Raw genomic sequence first — 16,376 nt, 5'->3', positions numbered from 1 at the left:
CGCATTAGCGTCAGGAACGTGTAGCACAGATGTCTGCGGGAGGCTCCCAAGCAGCATGCTGCTTTAGCGAAGAGCTCCAAAATAAGTAACGGCAACTTGGGCTCCGAGCCGACTTGCCGTAGTGCAGAGAAAACTGGGCTTTAATGATCGCCAGTATGGCCGCTCTCGCCGAAGCCTCCTGATCGGTTTGTACCTGCGGAAAATGGCAGCAAACCGCCCGTCAGACCGGGGCGGCGCGATCGGCCCAGAGTCGCCGTTGATCATCACCCTCCACCGCCGCGGTGCGGCCCGTCATTCCGGACTTCCGCTGCACCCGCGAAATCTCAGTGGTGGCGGATTCATTCAACGCTGGACAATACCGAACTTATGCGCTGGCAAAGGATGCACGTGCAGAAAGCTCAATCTGAATCTTGCGCCTGCGGCAACTGGATTATTGCGTCGCAGCGGATTTCACCGAAGCGGAAATTGATAACTGGATTTCAAGCATGCATGCAGTGTCACATCATGTTGCTTTAGGCTCGGGCGCCTCAACGCATGGAGCGAGGCACCAGGCACCCCAACCGATTGAATGGGCAAATCCAATCTCATGTTCGATTTCCTCAGCAGCGTCCATTGGCACTCATAATGTAAAGCAAAACTGATGAGTTGCCAGACATCATCAAGATGAGTTGACGCAATATCTCTGCCTGCGCTTTAGCTGTTGCCATCATTGCGCGAACGACTCGGGAGCAACGCAGATGGAACAGGGGTACAAGGTGATCCTCGGGGTTATCGGTTCGGATTGCCATGTGGTCGGCAACCGCATTCTGGACAGGGCCCTGAGTGATGCCGGGATCAAGGTGGTCAACCTCGGGGTGATGGTCAGCCAGGAGGAATTCGTCACCGCGGCGGTTGGCGAAGGCGCCGATGCCATCCTTGTGTCTTCGATCTACGGCCACGGCGAGATCGACTGCGCCGGGATGCGCGAACGCTGCGAGGAACGCGGCGCCGGCGACATCGTGCTCTATGCCGGCGGCAATCTGGTGATCGGCAAGAAGGACTGGAAGGAGGTCGAGGCGCTGTTCCTGGACATGGGCTATGACCGGGTGTTCCGGCCAAGCGTCAATCTGGCCGAGATGATCGCCGGGCTGCGCCGGGACATCGACCTGCGCCGGGTGCCGCAGCTGGGGCATAACTCGGCGGCTTTCGATACCGGCGCGCCTTTCCTGGATGCTCGTTAGGCAAGGACCGGAACAGTGACCCCAGAAATTGCCAACACGCGTCTTTCCGATGATGCGTTTGCCGCAGAACGCCGCGGCGTTCTGCAAAGCTGGCCGACTGGCGCAGCCGTGGATTTCGGCGCCGGTGTTGCCCGGCAGCAGAGTCTGCCCGAAAGCAAACGGTTCTCGGCGGCCCTGGCGCAGGCGCACGCCGAGGGCCGCACGCTGCTGCAGCCCCGGGCCGGCGTTGCCCTGCTGCGCGAACATACTGCGCTGATGAATGGGCTCAGCCCGCATTGCGATCTGCTGCCCACCACGGTGGACGCCTATACGCGCCTGAACCGGTACGAGGATGCGCAGACCGGGATTGACCGCTCGCGCGCTGTCGGCACATCGCTGCTGAACGGGTTTCCCGCCGTCAACCATGGCGTCGACGGCTGCGCAACGCTTGTCGATGCCGTCGACAAACCTATTCAGGTGCGCCACGGCACCCCGGATGCGCGGCTGCTGGCCGAGATCACCTTGTCAGCCGGTTTCTCCAGCTACGAAGGCGGCGGGATTTCCTACAACATTCCTTATGCCAAAACTGTGCCCCTGCAGGACTCGATCCGTCACTGGCAATACTGCGACCGGCTGGTCGGCCGCTACGAAGAACATGGCATCCGCATCAACCGGGAGCCGTTCGGCCCGCTGACCGGCACGCTTGTGCCGCCCTTTGTCAGCCATGTAGTAGCCATCGTCGAGGGGCTGCTGGCGCTGGAGCAGGGGGTTCGCTGCCTTACGCTGGGCTACGGCCAGGCCGGGAACATGGTTCAGGACATTGCCGCCATGCGGTCCTTGCGCAAGCTGGCGCATCACTATTTCCAGGACGCCGGTTACGACGATTACGCGCTGTCCACCGTGTTCCATCAGTGGATGGGCGGCTTTCCCGAGGATGAGGCGCAGGCCACCGCGGTGATCTGCCTGGGTGCCCTGGCGGCGCGGCAGGCGCGGGTCACCAAGATCATCGTGAAGACACCGCACGAAGCCAGCGGCGTGCCGACGCTTGAGGCCAATATCGCCGGTCTCCGGGCGACCCGGCAGATGGTCAACATGATCGCTGACCAGGCCCGCCCCGACTCTGCTGATATCGCCGAAGAGGCGGAAATCATCGAAGCCGAGGTCCATGCCGTGATGCGGCGCATCTACCGGCTGGGCCGGGGCGACGTGGCGCAAGGCATCGTGCTGGCGTTCGAACAGGGGGTCATGGATGTGCCCTTTGCGCCGGCACAGGCCAATGCGGGCAGCCTGATCCCGGTGCGGGACAACCGCGGCGCGGTGCGCATCTTCGATCCGGGCAATGTTCCGCTACCTAAGGACGTGCTTGCGTTCCACCGCGACAAGATCGGCGAACGTGCCGCGTCGGAAGGGCGTGAAGCCTCCTTTGACATGGTCGTGGATGACGTCCGCGCCATTTCCGCCAGCAAGCTTATCGGCCGCCCGGCTGCATGATTCCAAGGACCTACCCATGAAGATCAAAAGTGTTCATTTCGCCCCTGGCCACGCGGCGTATTACTTCGACGACCAGGCGGCCATCAAGGACGGTGCGCAGCAGGACGGGTTCGTCTACCGCGGCGCGGCGCGGACCGGCGGCTTTGACAGTATCCGCCAGCGGGGCGAGGCGGTTTCCGTTCTGCTGGAGCTGGAAAACGGGCTTTGGGCGCAGGGCGATTGCGCGGCGGTGCAGTACTCAGGCGCGGGCGGGCGCGACCCGCTGTTCACGGCCGCCCGTTTCATTCCCCTGATGCAGGAACATCTGGCGCCTTTGCTGACCGGCTGCGACGTTACCCGGTTCCGCGAGACGGTGCAGCGGTTCGATGCGCTGGAGGCGGAGGGCGCCCGGCTGCACACGGCAATCCGCTACGGCGTCAGCCAGGCCCTGCTGGAGGCCACAGCCCTTGCCACCGGGCGGCAGAAATACGAGGTGATCTGCGACGAATGGCAGTTGCCGCGCGTCCTGCAGCCGCTGCCCCTGTTCGGCCAGAGCGGCGATGACCGTTACAGCAGCGTTGACAAGATGGTGCTGCGGCAGGTTGCGGCCCTGCCGCACGGGCTGATCAATAATGTCCCGCAGAAACTGGGGCAGAGCGGCGGCAAGCTCGCCGAATATGTGACCTGGCTGGCCCAGCGGATCGAGGCCCTGCGCGCCGACACCGCCTATCGTCCGAAGATCCATATCGACGTCTACGGAACCATTGGCCAGATTTTCGGCAACGATCCGCAGCAGATGGCGGATTACCTGTGCCTGCTCGAAGCGCGGGCAGCCCCCTTCGATCTCTATATCGAGGGCCCCTGCGACGCCGGGTCGAAACAAGGCCAGATGGACCTGCTCGGGCAGCTGCGCGCCGCGCTGCAGGCGCGGGGCAGCACCGTGAAGATCGTGGCCGACGAATGGTGCAACACCGTTGCCGATGTGGTCGATTTTGTCGATGCGGAGTGTTGCGACATGGTGCAGATCAAGACACCGGACCTGGGCTCGCTCCACAATACCGTTGACGCGGTGCTCTATTGCAAGGGCACCGGCGTGGATGCCTACCAGGGCGGCACCTGCAACGAGACCGACGGCTCGGCCCGCGCCTGCTTGCATGCCGCCTTTGCGACCCGCCCCGACAGGGTGCTGGTGAAGCCCGGCATGGGGTTCGACGAGGGCATGACGATCGTTGCCAATGAAATGAGCCGGATTCTGACAATTTCCAAGGCAAAGGAGGCCCGGAATGACACAGCGCACTTGCAAGCCATATGAGGGCCTGCTGGTCGTGTCCCTGGAACAGGCTGTCGCGGCGCCGCTGGCCTCGTGCCACTTTGCCGAAGGGGGCGCGCGGGTCATCAAGATCGAACGCGACAGCGGGGACTTCGCCCGGGAATACGACAAGGCGGTCAAGGGCGAGGCGTCCTATTTCGTCTGGGCCAACCACGGCAAGGAAAGCCTGTGCCTGGACATCAAGGATGCCGATGACGCGGCGCTGCTGCACCGGATCCTCGACCGCGCCGATGTCTTTATCCAGAACCTTGCCCCCGGTGCAATTGCCCGCGCGGGCTTTGATGCGGGGGTGCTGCGCGCGCGCAATCCGCGGCTCATCACATGCGATATTTCGGGTTATGGAGAAGAGGGCGCCTATTCCGAGATGAAGGCCTATGACTTCCTCGTGCAGTGCGAGAGCGGGCTGGTTTCCGTCAACGGCGCGCCGGGCCATCCGGGGCGGATCGGTGTGTCGGTCTGCGATATCGGGGCCGGCATGAATGCGGTCATCGGTATCCAGCAGGCATTGATTGCCCGCGCGCAGACGGACGAAGGCAGCTCGGTGAAGATTTCGCTTTTCGACACTGCGGCCGACTGGATGACCGTGCCGCTCATGCATGCGGTCTATGGGGGCAAGGCGCCCGAACCGGTCGGCATGCATCACCCCTCCATTGCACCCTATGGCGGGTTCCGCACCGCCGACGGGCAGATGCTGGCCATCTCAATCCAGAACGAGCGGGAATGGGTGCGGCTCTGCGCCGATGTCTTCGGCGAAGCTGAGATGGCCACTGATCCAAGGTTCTGCGATGCTGCCGCCCGCGTGGCCAACCGGCCGACGCTTGACGCCTGGGTCACCGCGCATTTTGCGCGCCACGGCCGTGCAGAACTGGAGCGGTTGTTGCACCAGGCAACGATTGCCTATGGAGGGGTAAACTCAGTCGAGGATTTCTCCCGGCATCCGCAATTGCGGCGGACACCCGTGACTTTGGAAAGCGGCGAAGAGGTCGAACTGGTCGCGGCCCCCGTGCGCCATAGTTTTGCGCCTGCAAATCCGCGGTTTGGCGCCGTGCCAAGGCTGGGTGAGCACAGCGAAATGATCCGCGCGGAATTTGCGGCAGAGGCGGTGCCGGCTTGACCCGATCTATGCTTTTCGTCCCTGCACATCAGGAGAAATTCGTGCTGCGCGCGCAGGAGCGTGGCGCGGATGCGGTTATTCTGGACCTCGAAGACAGCGTGCCCGAAGCAGAAAAGCAGGCTGCGCGAGAGGCCTTGCCGGGGGCAGTTGCGCATCTTGCACAGTTTGGTTTGCAGATTGTTGTCCGCGTCAACTCCGGACTCGGAGCCTGCTCAAGGGATTTGGAAGCCGCCGCTCTGCCGGGAGTTTCGGCACTGATAGTACCAAAGGCCGCAAGCCCGGGGCAGATGGTCTGGATTGACGATTATCTTCTGGCGCTGGAAGCGCAAGTGAATTTGCCTCTGCGCGGGATCGGGCTGATTGCCTTGGTCGAATCCGCCTTTGCGCTTCAGGCCCTGCCCGCGATTGCCAAGGCAACGCCACGCATGAGGGCGCTTGCCCTTGGTACCGAGGACTTCAGCAACGCCTGCGGACATGACCCCACGCCCGAGTCGCTGACAGCGCCCTGCCAGCAACTGGTCTGGGCGGCCCGCTCCGCCGGACTGGAGGCTGTCGGTCTGCCTGACAGCATCGGCCATGTTCAGGACCGGGCTCGCTTTGAGGCTGCTGCCACCCGCGCCCGCGCGCTCGGAATGAACGGGATCCTTTGCATCCATCCCGTGCAAGTCGCGCTGGCCAATAAGGCCTTCCAGCCGGATGAGGCGGAATTGGCCCATGCCCGGCGGATTCTTTCTGCTTTTGAGGCTGCAGGGCGCGGTGCCGTGATGGTGGACGGTGAAATGGTGGACCCACCCGTCGCGCAGCGCGCCCGGGCTATGTTGGAAGCGGCAAGGCTTCAAAAAATTCCTGCATGAAGCCAGGTCCTTCCTGACTGACAAAATCGCGGAACATCTGCGCGGCCCGGCCCAGCACTGCTCCCTTAGGGTGCAGCACGTACCAGTCACGCAGTTCCGGCATGCCCTTCACATCCAGCAAGCAGAGCTTCCCGGCCGCCAGTTCCAGAGCGATGGTGTGCGCCGAAATAAACGCCAGACCCATGTTGGCCATGACCGCCTGTTTGATATTGGCGTTGCTGTCCATTTCCTGTGCGGGTGGCAGAGGCAGCTCCGCACTCTGGAAGAAATGCTCATGCACCATGCGCGTTCCTGATCCGGGCTCGCGGACAAGAAACTTGTGGGCCACAAGATCACTGCGGTGGATCTTCCGGAACCGGGTGAGCGGATGTTTCGGGGACGCAACGAGCACATAAGGGTGCGCAGCAAAGCGGTGGGCCTCGACTTCCACCCGCCGAGGTGTGCGCCCCATGAGCGCGATGTCGATCTGCCGGTTTTCCAGGGCCGCAATGACGCCGCGCCGGTTGTGGATAGAGACATGCACCTCGGTATCCGGGTGGGTCTGTTGGAAGGCCTGTACCAAATGCGGCCCGAAGTTGCGCGCGGTGGACACCATGGCGACGCGCACCCGGTTGTCCATCTCTCCCTGCAGTCCGCGAACCACTTCAACTGCTTCATTCAGGGTTGCGGTCATGCGTTCGGCGTAGGGCAGGACGGCAGTCGCGATGGCCGTTGGCCGTATCGAGCGGCCGTCTTTCTCGAACAAGGGCACCCCCAGTTCGCTGCCCAGGTTCTGCATCTGCATCGAAACCGCCGAGGCGGTCAGCCCCAACTGCCGTGCGGCCTTGGCAAAGCTGCGATGCTCTACCGCAGCAAGGAAGATCTCCAGTTGCCGCAGTGTGATTTTGGTTTCGTCACGCCCCATGCCGCCTCTCAAATTACGGCCGGCGCGTGAAGAAGTCGCCGCCTTTGTCGTCAATAATCACAAAGGCTGGAAAGTTTTCAACCCGAATGCGATGCACCGCCTCCATGCCGAATTCGGGAAAGTCGATCACCTCGATCTGCTTGATAACGTCACGCCCCAGCACCGCTGCAGCGCCGCCCACTGACCCCAGGTAGAAACCGCCGTTTGCCTTGCAGCTGTCGATCACCTGCCGGGAGCGGTTGCCCTTGGCGATCATCACCCGGCTGGCACCGCGCGCCTGCAGGTCCGCCACGTAAGGGTCCATGCGAGTGGCAGTTGTCGGGCCGAAGGATCCGGATGCATGGCCCTCGGGTGTTTTTGCCGGACCGGCATAATAGACCGGGTGGTTCAGAACGTAGTCCGGCAGCTGCTTGCCGTCAGCGATCCGTCGCGCAAGCTCGGCATGAACCAGGTCCCGCGCCACGATCATAGTTCCCGACAGTAGTACCGGTGACGAGACTGGGATATCCGACAGCGCGGCACAGATCGCCCCCATCGGCTGGTCCAAGTCGATATGGACCGCCGCCGCCGAGGCGAACTCTCCCTCGGGCAGGAACCGGGCCGGATCGCGCTCCAGCTCTTCCAGCCAGGCGCCTTCGCGGTCAATCCGCGCCCGGATTTGCCGGTCGGCCGAACAGCTGACCCCCATGCCCACCGGCAGGCTGCCGCCATGGCGCGGCAGCCGGATCACCCGAACGTCATGGCAGAAATACTTGCCGCCAAACTGCGCCCCGAGGCCCAGATCGCGGGTCAGGGCGAGGATCATCTCCTCCGCGTCCAGATCGCGGAAGGCGCGGCCGTCCGGACTGCCGCTGGTCGGCAGATCGTCGAGCATGCGGGCGGAAGCCATCTTGACGGTTTTCAGGCAATGCTCGGCGGACAGCCCGCCGATGACGAAGGCCAGGTGATACGGCGGGCAGGCAGTGGTGCCGAGGGTGCGGATCTTCTCGTCGAAAAAGGCGCGCAGCCGCTCCGGCTCCAGCAGGCGCCGGGTTTCCTGGAACAGGAAAGTTTTGTTGGCCGACCCGCCGCCCTTGGCCATGAAAAGCAATTCCATAGTGTCGCCGGATACCGCTTCGATGTCGATCTGTGCCGGCAGGTTGGTCCCGGTATTCTGTTCCGTGAACATATCCAGCGGCGCCATCTGCGAGAACCGCAGGTTGCGCTTGCTCCACGTCCGGGCAATGCCCTGCTCGACGGCGGCCCGCGCGTCACCGCTGACCAGAACGTTCTGGCCCTTCTTGCCGGCAACAATCGCCGTGCCGGTGTCCTGGCAGCTGGGAAATTCCCGTTCCGCCGAAATCACCGCGTTTTTGAGCAGCTCCAGCGCCACGTAGCGATCATTGTCCGATGCGTCCGGATCTTCAAGGATCGCCCTCAACTGGGCCAGATGGGATGTGCGCAGCAGGTGCGAAACGTCCGCAAACGCCTCTTCTGTCAGCTGGCGGAGCAGCTCGCTGCTGACACGCAGGAAGTGCTCGCCCTCCAGTGAAACAGTGGACAGGCCAGCAAAATCGAGTTTGCGGTACCGGGCCTGCGGCGGGTTGGTGGTAAGGGTCTGCATGTGTTGACCCAATATTTGATAGCTTATATTAGTCAATACTTATTGCTGAAATACTTTATCACATCAATTTTTCTGTTCTTTATGTTGACCATCAACTTTCTTCTCCAAGGGTGCCCCCCTGCCGACCACTGGGTTTTTCGTTCGAAAAGCGGTGTGCTCAAGCCTCCGCATGCGTATGTGCAAGGAACTGCAAACCTACATGATATGATCATAAACAAGCGGTACCGCCAGATCGGCATCTCTATTATTACAGGTTTCGGGAGGCTCTCGACGTTCTCTCTTCGTCCTCTTTCTTTGCAGCAAGAGGTGCGTTCGGGTAGGTAGTCCGTTCGACCTATTGATCCAGTAGGGGAGAATCGCAGCGTTAAGCGACGCATCCCCGCAATTTTCCTCCGTGTTGGCTAATAGTAGTATGGTGGGGTGCCGCGGGTCCGAGAGCTTTTGCCTGGTCTTCGTCGTCCAATCCACAGAGGTGACGCTTAGTCGTCAAAAGTTCCCGATTGACGACTAAGCCCTCGCAAACACTCGCGCGATCTTACAGGCTGTGATCCGATCACAGCCAAAGACACCCGGGCAGTCAATACGCCGGGGCGAGCGGCTCCAAATGCACGAAAACAGTTTTGACCTGGGAGTAATACTCAATCGCGGCGAAGCCGTTTTCCCGTCCGATACCCGACTTTTTGAAGCCTCCGAAAGGGGGTTGCACTGTGTAGACATTGAAGTTGTTGATCCAGCAGATACCCGCCTGAAGACGGTCTGCCGTCCGGTGGGCGCGGCGCAGATCCTTGGTGAACACACCGGCCGCAAGCCCGAATGCCGTGTTGTTGGCGCGCTCTATGACTTCTTCGTCGCCGGCAAAGGACATGACGCACATAACCGGGCCGAAGATCTCTTCCCGCGCGATACGCATTTCATCGCGCACGCCGGTGAAAATCGTGGGCTCAATGAAACTGCCATCCTCCAGTCCCGGCAAGGCCGGACGCCCGCCACCCAGGAACAGGTGAGCGCCCTCCGCCTTGCCAGCTTCGATATAGGACATGACTGCCGCAAGCTGCGTATCTGATACCAGAGGCCCCATCTGGGTTTCCGGATCGCGGGGATCACCGATTCTGATGCGGCGTGTCATTTCTGAAAGCTGCGCCAGGAACTGGTCCATCACCGTTTCATGCACATAGACACGAGTGCAATTGGTGCAGACCTGCCCGGTTGAGTAGAAGTTCCCCAGCAAGGCTCCGATAACGGCGCTTTCAATATCCGCATCGTCATAGACGATTAGCGGGGACTTGCCGCCCAATTCCATTGTCGTGTGCTTCAACTGCGAAGCGGCGGAGGCATTCACTTTCAGGCCGGTCGGCACCGAACCGGTGAATGACACTTTTTCCACGCCCGGATGCTCAGCCAGCAGCTGGCCCGTCTTACCGCGTCCCTGAATGACGTTGAAAACACCGTCAGGCGCGCCTGCCTCAGTCAGAATCTCGGCGAGTTTCAGAGTTGAGAGCGGTGTTGTCTCGGAGGGTTTGAAAATCATGGCGTTGCCGCACGCAAGCGCCGGAGCAGCCTTCCAGCCCGCGTTCTGGATCGGGTAGTTCCAGGCTCCGATCCCTGCGCAGATACCGAAAGGTTCGCGGCGGGTATAGATAAAACCCTCTTCTCCACTGATCTGTTCGCCGCGGATCTTATCCGCCATGCCGCCAAAAAACTCCAGGCAGTCCGCCGCCGAAGCGGCATCGGCCACACGCGTTTCCTGAAGAGGCCGCCCTGTGTCCATGGTCTCAAGCATTGCCAGTTCTTCGTTCCGGTCACGCAAAATGCGCGCCGCCGCGCACAGCACACGGCCCCGGTCGGCACCCGACATGGCTGACCATTCCTCATAGCCCTTCCTGGCAGCGGCAACCGCCTGGTCAACGATGGCGGCATCGGCGGCGCGCACGGTAGCAATCACTTCCCCAGTGGCCGGAAAACGGCTGTCGATCGGCTCCCCGGTTTCATTTTCGATATACCGGCCGCCGATGTAGTGGCTGGCTTGAGGCTGAATTGGCATGCTGAATACTCCTATTGTTTGGCGGGCGCGGCCGAGGCCGGCAAGTTGTCCTGCTGAATGAAATCTGCAGCGCGCTCTGCCACCATGATGACCGGTGCGTTGATATTGGCGCGGGTGATTTCCGGGAACACCGAGGCATCGGCAACACGCAGACCGTGCAGTCCCTCGACCCGCAACCGCGGATCAACTACGCCGGTACCATTGGCCGTCATCTGGCAGGTGCCGCACGGGTGATAGACAGAATTGATCTCATCCGCCGCGAAGCAATCGATCTCATCATCTGTTTGAACATGCGCCCCGGGTGAAAGCTCCTCTCCCCGGAACCGGTCAAATGCCGGCTGGGCGAAGATTTCCCGCGCAAGCCGCACGCCAGCCCTGACCTTGCGCCAATCTTCCGGGTCGCTCATGTAGTTGAAGGCAATCCTTGGCGGTTCCCGCGGGTCCGCGGACGCCAGCGTGACGCTCCCCCGCGACCTGCTCCGGCACGGCCCGACTGCAACCTGGAAACCATGCCCCTTGATCCTCGAGGCGCCATCGAATGACACCGCCATCGGGAAGAACTCCATTTCGATTTCTGGGGCAGCGTCCTTGTCCGAACTTCGCAGAAACGCACCCACCGACCAATTGTTCGATGCACAGATCCCGGATTTGAACAGGAACCACTCGGCCCCGGCGCGCAACATTCCCAGCGGCGTCGACGCAGGATAAAGAGAAACCGGCTGGTGGCAGGAATACTGCACGTAGACATCAACGTGGTCGGTCAGGTTCTGCCCGACTTGCGAAAGGTCATGTTGCGGCTCTATGCCAACAGAGCGCAGCTGCCCGGCTGGGCCAATGCCGGACTGCAACAGGAGCTTGGGACTGCTGATCGCGCCCGCGGAAAGGATGATTTCCCGTGCGGCGGCGATCCTTTCGCCCCCGGCCAGGTGCACTGCAGAGGCCCGCCCCTTGTCGAGCTCGATCCGGTCTGCCTGGGCGTTCAGCCGGATGGTCAAATTCGGGCGGCGGCGCACCTCCTTCGTCAAATAGGCGCGGGCAGTGCTCCAGCGATAGCCCTTGTGGATCGTAGCGTCGAAACGGCCTACTCCGATACTGGAGCCCCTGTTAAAGGTGTCGTGAACGGCATGGCCGGCCTGTGCCCCTGCCTCAAGAAACGCATTCGAAAGCGGATCAAGCCCATTGGGCTTGGTCACGTGCAGCGGGCCGGATTGTCCCATACCCGGCGCCGAGCGGTCCGAGTAGTTTTCGGCCTTCCTGAAATACCCGGCAACAGAATCCCAGGACCAGCTGTCACCTGCGATCTTTTGCCAGGCTTCAAAATCCTCGGGCTGACCACGCAAATAGACCATGCCGTTGACCGCCGACGAGCCCCCGAGCCCCCGCCCGCGCGGGCAGTCCAAGCGGCGGTTGTTCAGATGCGGTTCGGGATCGGTCTCGTACATCCAATTGAACCGCCGACGCCGAAGCGCCATGCCAAGAGCCATGGGCATCTGAGTGAAAAAACTGCTGTTCCGACCGCCCGCTTCCAGCAACAGAACGCGGCAGGACGGGTTTTCCGACAGGCGGCTGGCCAGGACCGAGCCCGCCGAGCCGCCGCCCACGATGATGTAGTCATAAATTGCGGGTTTCATTCCTGCCCCAATGCTTGCTTCTTTTCCGCTGCCCAGCCTTGCAGTATGCGGTCCATCGACATGGCGATGAGCGCTATGCAAAGTCCTGCAACAATGCCAAGGCCGGGATCCTGCTGGCCAAGCGCGGTATAGATTTGCTGCCCCAAGCCGCGGGTTGTGATGAGCGCCGCAATCACCAGCATCGCCAGGCTGAATAGGATGGTCTGGTTGACGCCCAGCATGATAGCCGGGACAGCCATGGGGATTTTGACCCGTAACAGGATCTGCCAGCGCGTCATTCCCATGGATCTGGCCGCTTCCAGCGTGTTGTCCGGGGTGTTCAGCAGGCCTTCGTAGGTGTAGCGGATGCACGGCACGATGGCGTAGGCCACAATAGCCAGCATCGAGGCAAACTCCGACGTCCTGAACAGCCAGAGCGGCGGGATCAGGAGGACATAGACCGGCACGCTTTGCAGGAAGTCATTGACTGAGCGCACCACTATCGCAAAGGGCCGGTTCATCGAGGCCAGCACGCCGACCGGCAAGCCGATGGCGACGGACACGAAGATTGCCGAAGTAACCAGAGACATTGAAAAGATTGCTTTGTCCCACAGGCCGTTCAACAGGATGAATGCCAGTGTAAAGACAACAAAACAGGCAGTTCGGCGCCCTGCCAGCCGTTCCGCTGCCAGTGCCGCCATGATGAACCAGACCGGCCATGGCACCCCGTTCATGCCAAAGAAAACCAGCACTGCGATTGAGAGGATACCAATTGCGGCCCCGGTCCTGCCGCGGCGCATGAACAAGACGGCAGCAGCACTGGCGCTGATGAAATACCCGGCGATAACCGGAGGCGTCAGGGCAAATCCCCAGAACATCGGGGTGACCGCAGTCACCAGCCCGGCCTCCAGCGGCTTCATGAAAAAGATTACGAACTTTGATTTGATCGCCTTCAGTGTTGGGCCAAAGCTATGCAGCACCTGATCCATCAGGGCATTGATCATCTCGGCGACACCGAAGCGAATGGTTTCAGGAAATACCCGGAAGGCTTCCACCCAGACAGACAGGAGGAGTGCAGCGATTATCAGGATGGCGCCGGCTTTCAGATGCGCGGTGCTGCCCGGCTTGCCCTTTCCGGCTTCAGACAGCAGTGCAAGCCTGGTGAAGCCGTTCCCGGTCCGGTCGATCAGGATGGCAAACAAGGTGACCACTATTCCGGCCTCGAAACTTGCGCCGAGAACCTGCCGCCGGTAGTTTCCAGACACTTCCCAGCCGATATCATTGAAGCCACCGATGACCGAGGCAATGATGACCATGGCAAAGGTCGCCATCACGCATTGGTTAATGCCCACGGCCAGCTGCGAAATCGACGCGGGCATCTCTACCTGGAAGAACCTCTGGCGCGGCGTCATCCCCATCATGAGGGAAGCTTCGATCTGTTCGGAGGGCACCCGCCGCAGGCCCAGCATCACGTTCCGCGCCATCGGAGGCGCAGCATAAATCACGCTCACTACGAGACCCACTTGCGGGCCAAACCCCAGCAAAAGCATCGCAGGAACCAGGTAGGCGAAGGCTGGGACCGTCTGCATCAGGTCAAGGAACGGCTCGACGATAGCGCGGGCACGATCCGACTTTGCCGCCAGGGTGCCCATGATGAAGCCAACCATCAATGCGAATGGAACGGCGACGATCACCAGCGCCAAAGTGTTCAGTGTGGCGTCCCACTTCCCAGTGCCCAGCGTATAGGCGTAGGTGAGAACCGCAAAGACTGCCAGCCTGCGCCCTGACGCCCGGTGGGCGGCCAGGACGGCGGCAATCACATGAACTGGCCAGGGAATGGCAGCAAGCACGTCCCGCACCGCTTCCATCATGAACTTTGCCGCCGCCGCCAAGGCCCGAAATGGGGCCTTGAACTCAGCCAATGCGGCAAAGAAAGCGCCCAGCCAGTCGGTCAGCGGGACTGTCAAAGCCGCAGGAAATGTACGCAGCCATGAAATTTGAAAGGCCGCGGCCAGAACGATCAGGGACATTGAAAAGCCGCCGATCAAAAGCTTGTTGCGGAGCGGAAATTCAGAGTTAGAGGCCCGCATCTCAGTGCTCCGACAGCGCGTGGATAATGTTTCGCGCGGTAAGGCGCCCGACCATCGTGCCATCCGGCGCCACGACATTCGCGCCGTCTGCACCGTTCTCGAACGCATGCATGACATCATCAAGGCAGTCATTTGCCTGCACTGTCATGCCGTTTCCGGCTTTGCCGGGCTCGGCGATATCCCCCGCCGTCAAAACCTTGGCCCGTGGCACGTCCTCCGTAAACTCGCGCACATAGCCGTTGACCGGGCGCAGCACGAGATCGGCAGGTGTTCCGATTTGAACCACCTCTCCATCCTTCATGATCGCTACCCGGTCGGCCAGCTTCAGCGCTTCGAGAAAGTCATGGGTGATAAAGACGATGGTCTTTTTCAGAGTGCGTTGCAGCCGCAGGAATTCGTCCTGCATTTGCCGGCGGATCAATGGGTCCAGCGCCGAAAACGGTTCATCCAGGAACCAAACCTGCGGATCGATTGCCAGGGACCGCGCAATGCCGACCCGCTGCTGCTGTCCGCCGGACAGCTGGCGCGGGTAATTGTTTTCACGGCCGTTGAGACCGACCAGATCGATGACTTCGCGCGCGCGTTCGACGGTCCTGGCCGGGTCCGCGCCCTGGATCCGCATCGGCAGGCAAATATTGTCCAGGACGCTCAGATGGGGCATCAGGCCGAAATGCTGGAACACCATTCCGAACCTCTTGCGGCGGACTTCCATCAGGTCCGAATTTGACATCGCCAGCAAATTGGCGCCGTCCAGCGACACTTCGCCGTCGGAAGGCTCAATCAGCCGCGTCAGGCAGCGAACGACCGTAGACTTGCCCGAACCGGAAAGCCCCATAATCACGAACATCTCACCCGGAGCGACATTAAAACTGACGCCACCGACAGCGACAATCTGCCCGGCTTGCCGCAAAGCGCTGCTCAAAGCAGCTGGATCATCATACTGGCTGGAAAGCCGTGCGTATTCACGCTCAGCACTGGCACCGTAGACTTTCCAGACATTTTTGCAAGAAAGACCCGTTGTCGACATGACATCACTCCGATTTTCCGGGTATTTACAACGTTCAGTCCTGCCCATGTTCGGGACATGGGCAGGAAAGAGATTCCGCTAAGCCCCGCGGGCCGCCGCGACCCAGGCTTTCCACGTCGCCGTGTTTTCAGCCAGCCAGCTATCAACGACCTCTTCCTGAGCGATGCCCTCGACATCGGTTTTCCGGGCAATTTCAAGATACTGGTCGAGCGGAATATTAATCTGCTGCAACAGCGCATAGGCTTCCGGCCATTTTTCCTTCATGCCCGGCCATGCGACCTTGTAGATCGACGAGGGCGCAAAGCCGCAGTCGAATGTCGCGTCCGGGTTCACTCCCCATGCGGCCTCGGTTTCACAATCCGGTTCGTATGCCGGGAGCTCCAGCAGCTTGAAATCGGTGAGCGAATACACGACGTGGGGCGAATACATCATGATCAGAAGCGGATCGCCGCTTTTATGGGCGGCCTTCATTTCAGCCACCAGGGCTCCCTCGGATCCGGCCCGGACAGCAGCGAAATCGAAACCCAGCGCAGCAAAGCGTTCAGCGTTGAACGTATTGCCCCAGTCAGCCGGGTATTCGACAAAGCGCGGCTTCGGATAGGTGTCTTCGCTGACCAGCTGGTCCAAGCAGCCTTTCAGCGCTTTGTAGTCCGGAAGCCCGGGGCAAGTTGCTTCGAACGAGGCCGGATACCACCATCCGACCTGCCCGGTCACACCAATGCTGCTGACAATTTTGAGAGCGCCGCTGTCCACCTGATTGGAAAAACCTTCCGGCACGTTGTCGGTCCAGATCTCGACCGTCGCGGTCAGCTCGCCGGTTTCCAGCGCGCTCATCTGCGGATAGTACCCGGCAGTTACGAGCTCTACGTCCCGGCCAATCTCCTGCAGCAGTCTCCCGGTGATTTGCGTGATAACCTGCTGGGTCGACCACTCGTTCAGCGCAAGCCGTATCGGATCAGCCGAATCTTCCGCTGATACCGGCAGCGCGGCCGCCATTCCCATCGTAACCATCGCTGCCTGAAAAAAACATCTCATCGCATTTCCTCCTGTTTGATCGCCCGATCGCCTGATCTGAGTCTTTTTTTTCGGAATGACATGAATCGTTGCCGCGCGGCAAGTTTTTTTGGTCGGTTG

General features: G+C 61.0%; 12 protein-coding genes. 5 read left to right on the top strand and 7 right to left on the bottom strand.

The features are described from left to right. Nucleotides 1-737 precede the first annotated feature (737 nt). The 5 genes from glmS to KUV26_RS16690 are packed head-to-tail and all read left to right on the top strand — an operon-like array spanning nucleotide 738 to nucleotide 5,967. On the top strand, nucleotides 738-1,220 hold the full coding sequence (gene glmS, locus KUV26_RS16710) for a methylaspartate mutase subunit S (RefSeq protein ID WP_222509171.1): 483 nt from the start codon (nucleotides 738-740) through the stop codon (nucleotides 1,218-1,220). A 15-nt stretch (nucleotides 1,221-1,235) separates the two neighbouring features. Then, nucleotides 1,236-2,690 (top strand): methylaspartate mutase subunit E, encoded by a 1,455-nt coding sequence (locus KUV26_RS16705; RefSeq protein ID WP_222509170.1) that lies wholly within the window; start codon nucleotides 1,236-1,238, stop codon nucleotides 2,688-2,690. Between the two features lie 16 nt (nucleotides 2,691-2,706). Further along, on the top strand, nucleotides 2,707-3,981 hold the full coding sequence (locus KUV26_RS16700; protein ID WP_222509169.1) for a methylaspartate ammonia-lyase: 1,275 nt from the start codon (nucleotides 2,707-2,709) through the stop codon (nucleotides 3,979-3,981). After that, nucleotides 3,953-5,113, top strand: coding sequence for a CaiB/BaiF CoA transferase family protein (locus KUV26_RS16695; protein ID WP_222509168.1), 1,161 nt, complete (start codon nucleotides 3,953-3,955; stop codon nucleotides 5,111-5,113). The genes KUV26_RS16700 and KUV26_RS16695 overlap by 29 nt, the downstream gene beginning before the upstream one ends. 8 nt (nucleotides 5,114-5,121) lie before the next feature. Then, a complete protein-coding gene (locus KUV26_RS16690) occupies nucleotides 5,122-5,967 on the top strand; it encodes an HpcH/HpaI aldolase/citrate lyase family protein (protein WP_261399945.1) in 846 nt (281 codons plus the stop codon). Here the strand turns inward: KUV26_RS16690 and KUV26_RS16685 are convergent. The 7 genes from KUV26_RS16685 to KUV26_RS16655 all read right to left on the bottom strand — a co-directional run bounded on the left by KUV26_RS16685 (nucleotide 5,927) and on the right by KUV26_RS16655 (nucleotide 16,277). Beyond that, nucleotides 5,927-6,871, bottom strand: coding sequence for a LysR family transcriptional regulator (locus KUV26_RS16685; RefSeq protein ID WP_222509166.1), 945 nt, complete (start codon nucleotides 6,869-6,871; stop codon nucleotides 5,927-5,929). The two genes, KUV26_RS16690 and KUV26_RS16685, sit on opposite strands and share 41 nt — an antisense overlap. Before the next feature lie 13 nt (nucleotides 6,872-6,884). After that, nucleotides 6,885-8,474: a FumA C-terminus/TtdB family hydratase beta subunit gene (locus tag KUV26_RS16680; RefSeq protein WP_222509165.1), complete on the bottom strand. Its 1,590-nt coding sequence runs from the start codon at nucleotides 8,472-8,474 to the stop codon at nucleotides 6,885-6,887. 577 nt (nucleotides 8,475-9,051) lie between these two features. Then, complete coding sequence (betB, locus tag KUV26_RS16675) at nucleotides 9,052-10,515, bottom strand: betaine-aldehyde dehydrogenase (protein WP_222509164.1); 1,464 nt, start codon at nucleotides 10,513-10,515, stop codon at nucleotides 9,052-9,054. 11 nt (nucleotides 10,516-10,526) lie between these two features. Further along, nucleotides 10,527-12,146: a choline dehydrogenase gene (locus tag KUV26_RS16670; protein WP_222509163.1), complete on the bottom strand. Its 1,620-nt coding sequence runs from the start codon at nucleotides 12,144-12,146 to the stop codon at nucleotides 10,527-10,529. Continuing rightward, complete coding sequence (locus KUV26_RS16665) at nucleotides 12,143-14,092, bottom strand: ABC transporter permease (protein WP_222509162.1); 1,950 nt, start codon at nucleotides 14,090-14,092, stop codon at nucleotides 12,143-12,145. Before KUV26_RS16665 ends, KUV26_RS16670 begins: the two co-directional genes overlap by 4 nt. Before the next feature lie 124 nt (nucleotides 14,093-14,216). Further along, nucleotides 14,217-15,242, bottom strand: a complete 1,026-nt coding sequence (locus KUV26_RS16660) for a glycine betaine/L-proline ABC transporter ATP-binding protein (protein ID WP_222509161.1) — start codon at nucleotides 15,240-15,242, stop codon at nucleotides 14,217-14,219. Nucleotides 15,243-15,320: 78 nt separating this feature from the next. Next, nucleotides 15,321-16,277, bottom strand: coding sequence for an ABC transporter substrate-binding protein (locus KUV26_RS16655; protein ID WP_222509160.1), 957 nt, complete (start codon nucleotides 16,275-16,277; stop codon nucleotides 15,321-15,323). Nucleotides 16,278-16,376: the final 99 nt, after the last annotated feature.

The organism is Leisingera daeponensis (assembly GCF_019801465.1).
Classification (GTDB): Bacteria; Pseudomonadota; Alphaproteobacteria; order Rhodobacterales; family Rhodobacteraceae; genus Leisingera; species Leisingera daeponensis_A.
The sequence above is the reverse complement of the archived record's forward strand: the minus strand, read 5'-3'. Positions and strand labels throughout refer to the sequence as shown.

Bases quoted from the DNA above. Each gene is read 5' to 3' on its own strand.
- glmS (WP_222509171.1), top strand. From the start codon at position 738: ATGGAACAGGGGTACAAGGTGATCCTCGGGGTTATCGGTTCGGATTGC.
- KUV26_RS16700 (WP_222509169.1), top strand. From the start codon at position 2,707: ATGAAGATCAAAAGTGTTCATTTCGCCCCTGGCCACGCGGCGTATTAC.
- KUV26_RS16695 (WP_222509168.1), top strand. From the start codon at position 3,953: ATGACACAGCGCACTTGCAAGCCATATGAGGGCCTGCTGGTCGTGTCC.
- KUV26_RS16690 (WP_261399945.1), top strand. From the start codon at position 5,122: ATGCTTTTCGTCCCTGCACATCAGGAGAAATTCGTGCTGCGCGCGCAG.
- KUV26_RS16685 (WP_222509166.1), bottom strand. From the start codon at position 6,871: ATGGGGCGTGACGAAACCAAAATCACACTGCGGCAACTGGAGATCTTC.
- KUV26_RS16680 (WP_222509165.1), bottom strand. From the start codon at position 8,474: ATGCAGACCCTTACCACCAACCCGCCGCAGGCCCGGTACCGCAAACTC.
- betB (WP_222509164.1), bottom strand. From the start codon at position 10,515: ATGCCAATTCAGCCTCAAGCCAGCCACTACATCGGCGGCCGGTATATC.
- KUV26_RS16670 (WP_222509163.1), bottom strand. From the start codon at position 12,146: ATGAAACCCGCAATTTATGACTACATCATCGTGGGCGGCGGCTCGGCG.
- KUV26_RS16660 (WP_222509161.1), bottom strand. From the start codon at position 15,242: ATGTCGACAACGGGTCTTTCTTGCAAAAATGTCTGGAAAGTCTACGGT.
- KUV26_RS16655 (WP_222509160.1), bottom strand. From the start codon at position 16,277: ATGAGATGTTTTTTTCAGGCAGCGATGGTTACGATGGGAATGGCGGCC.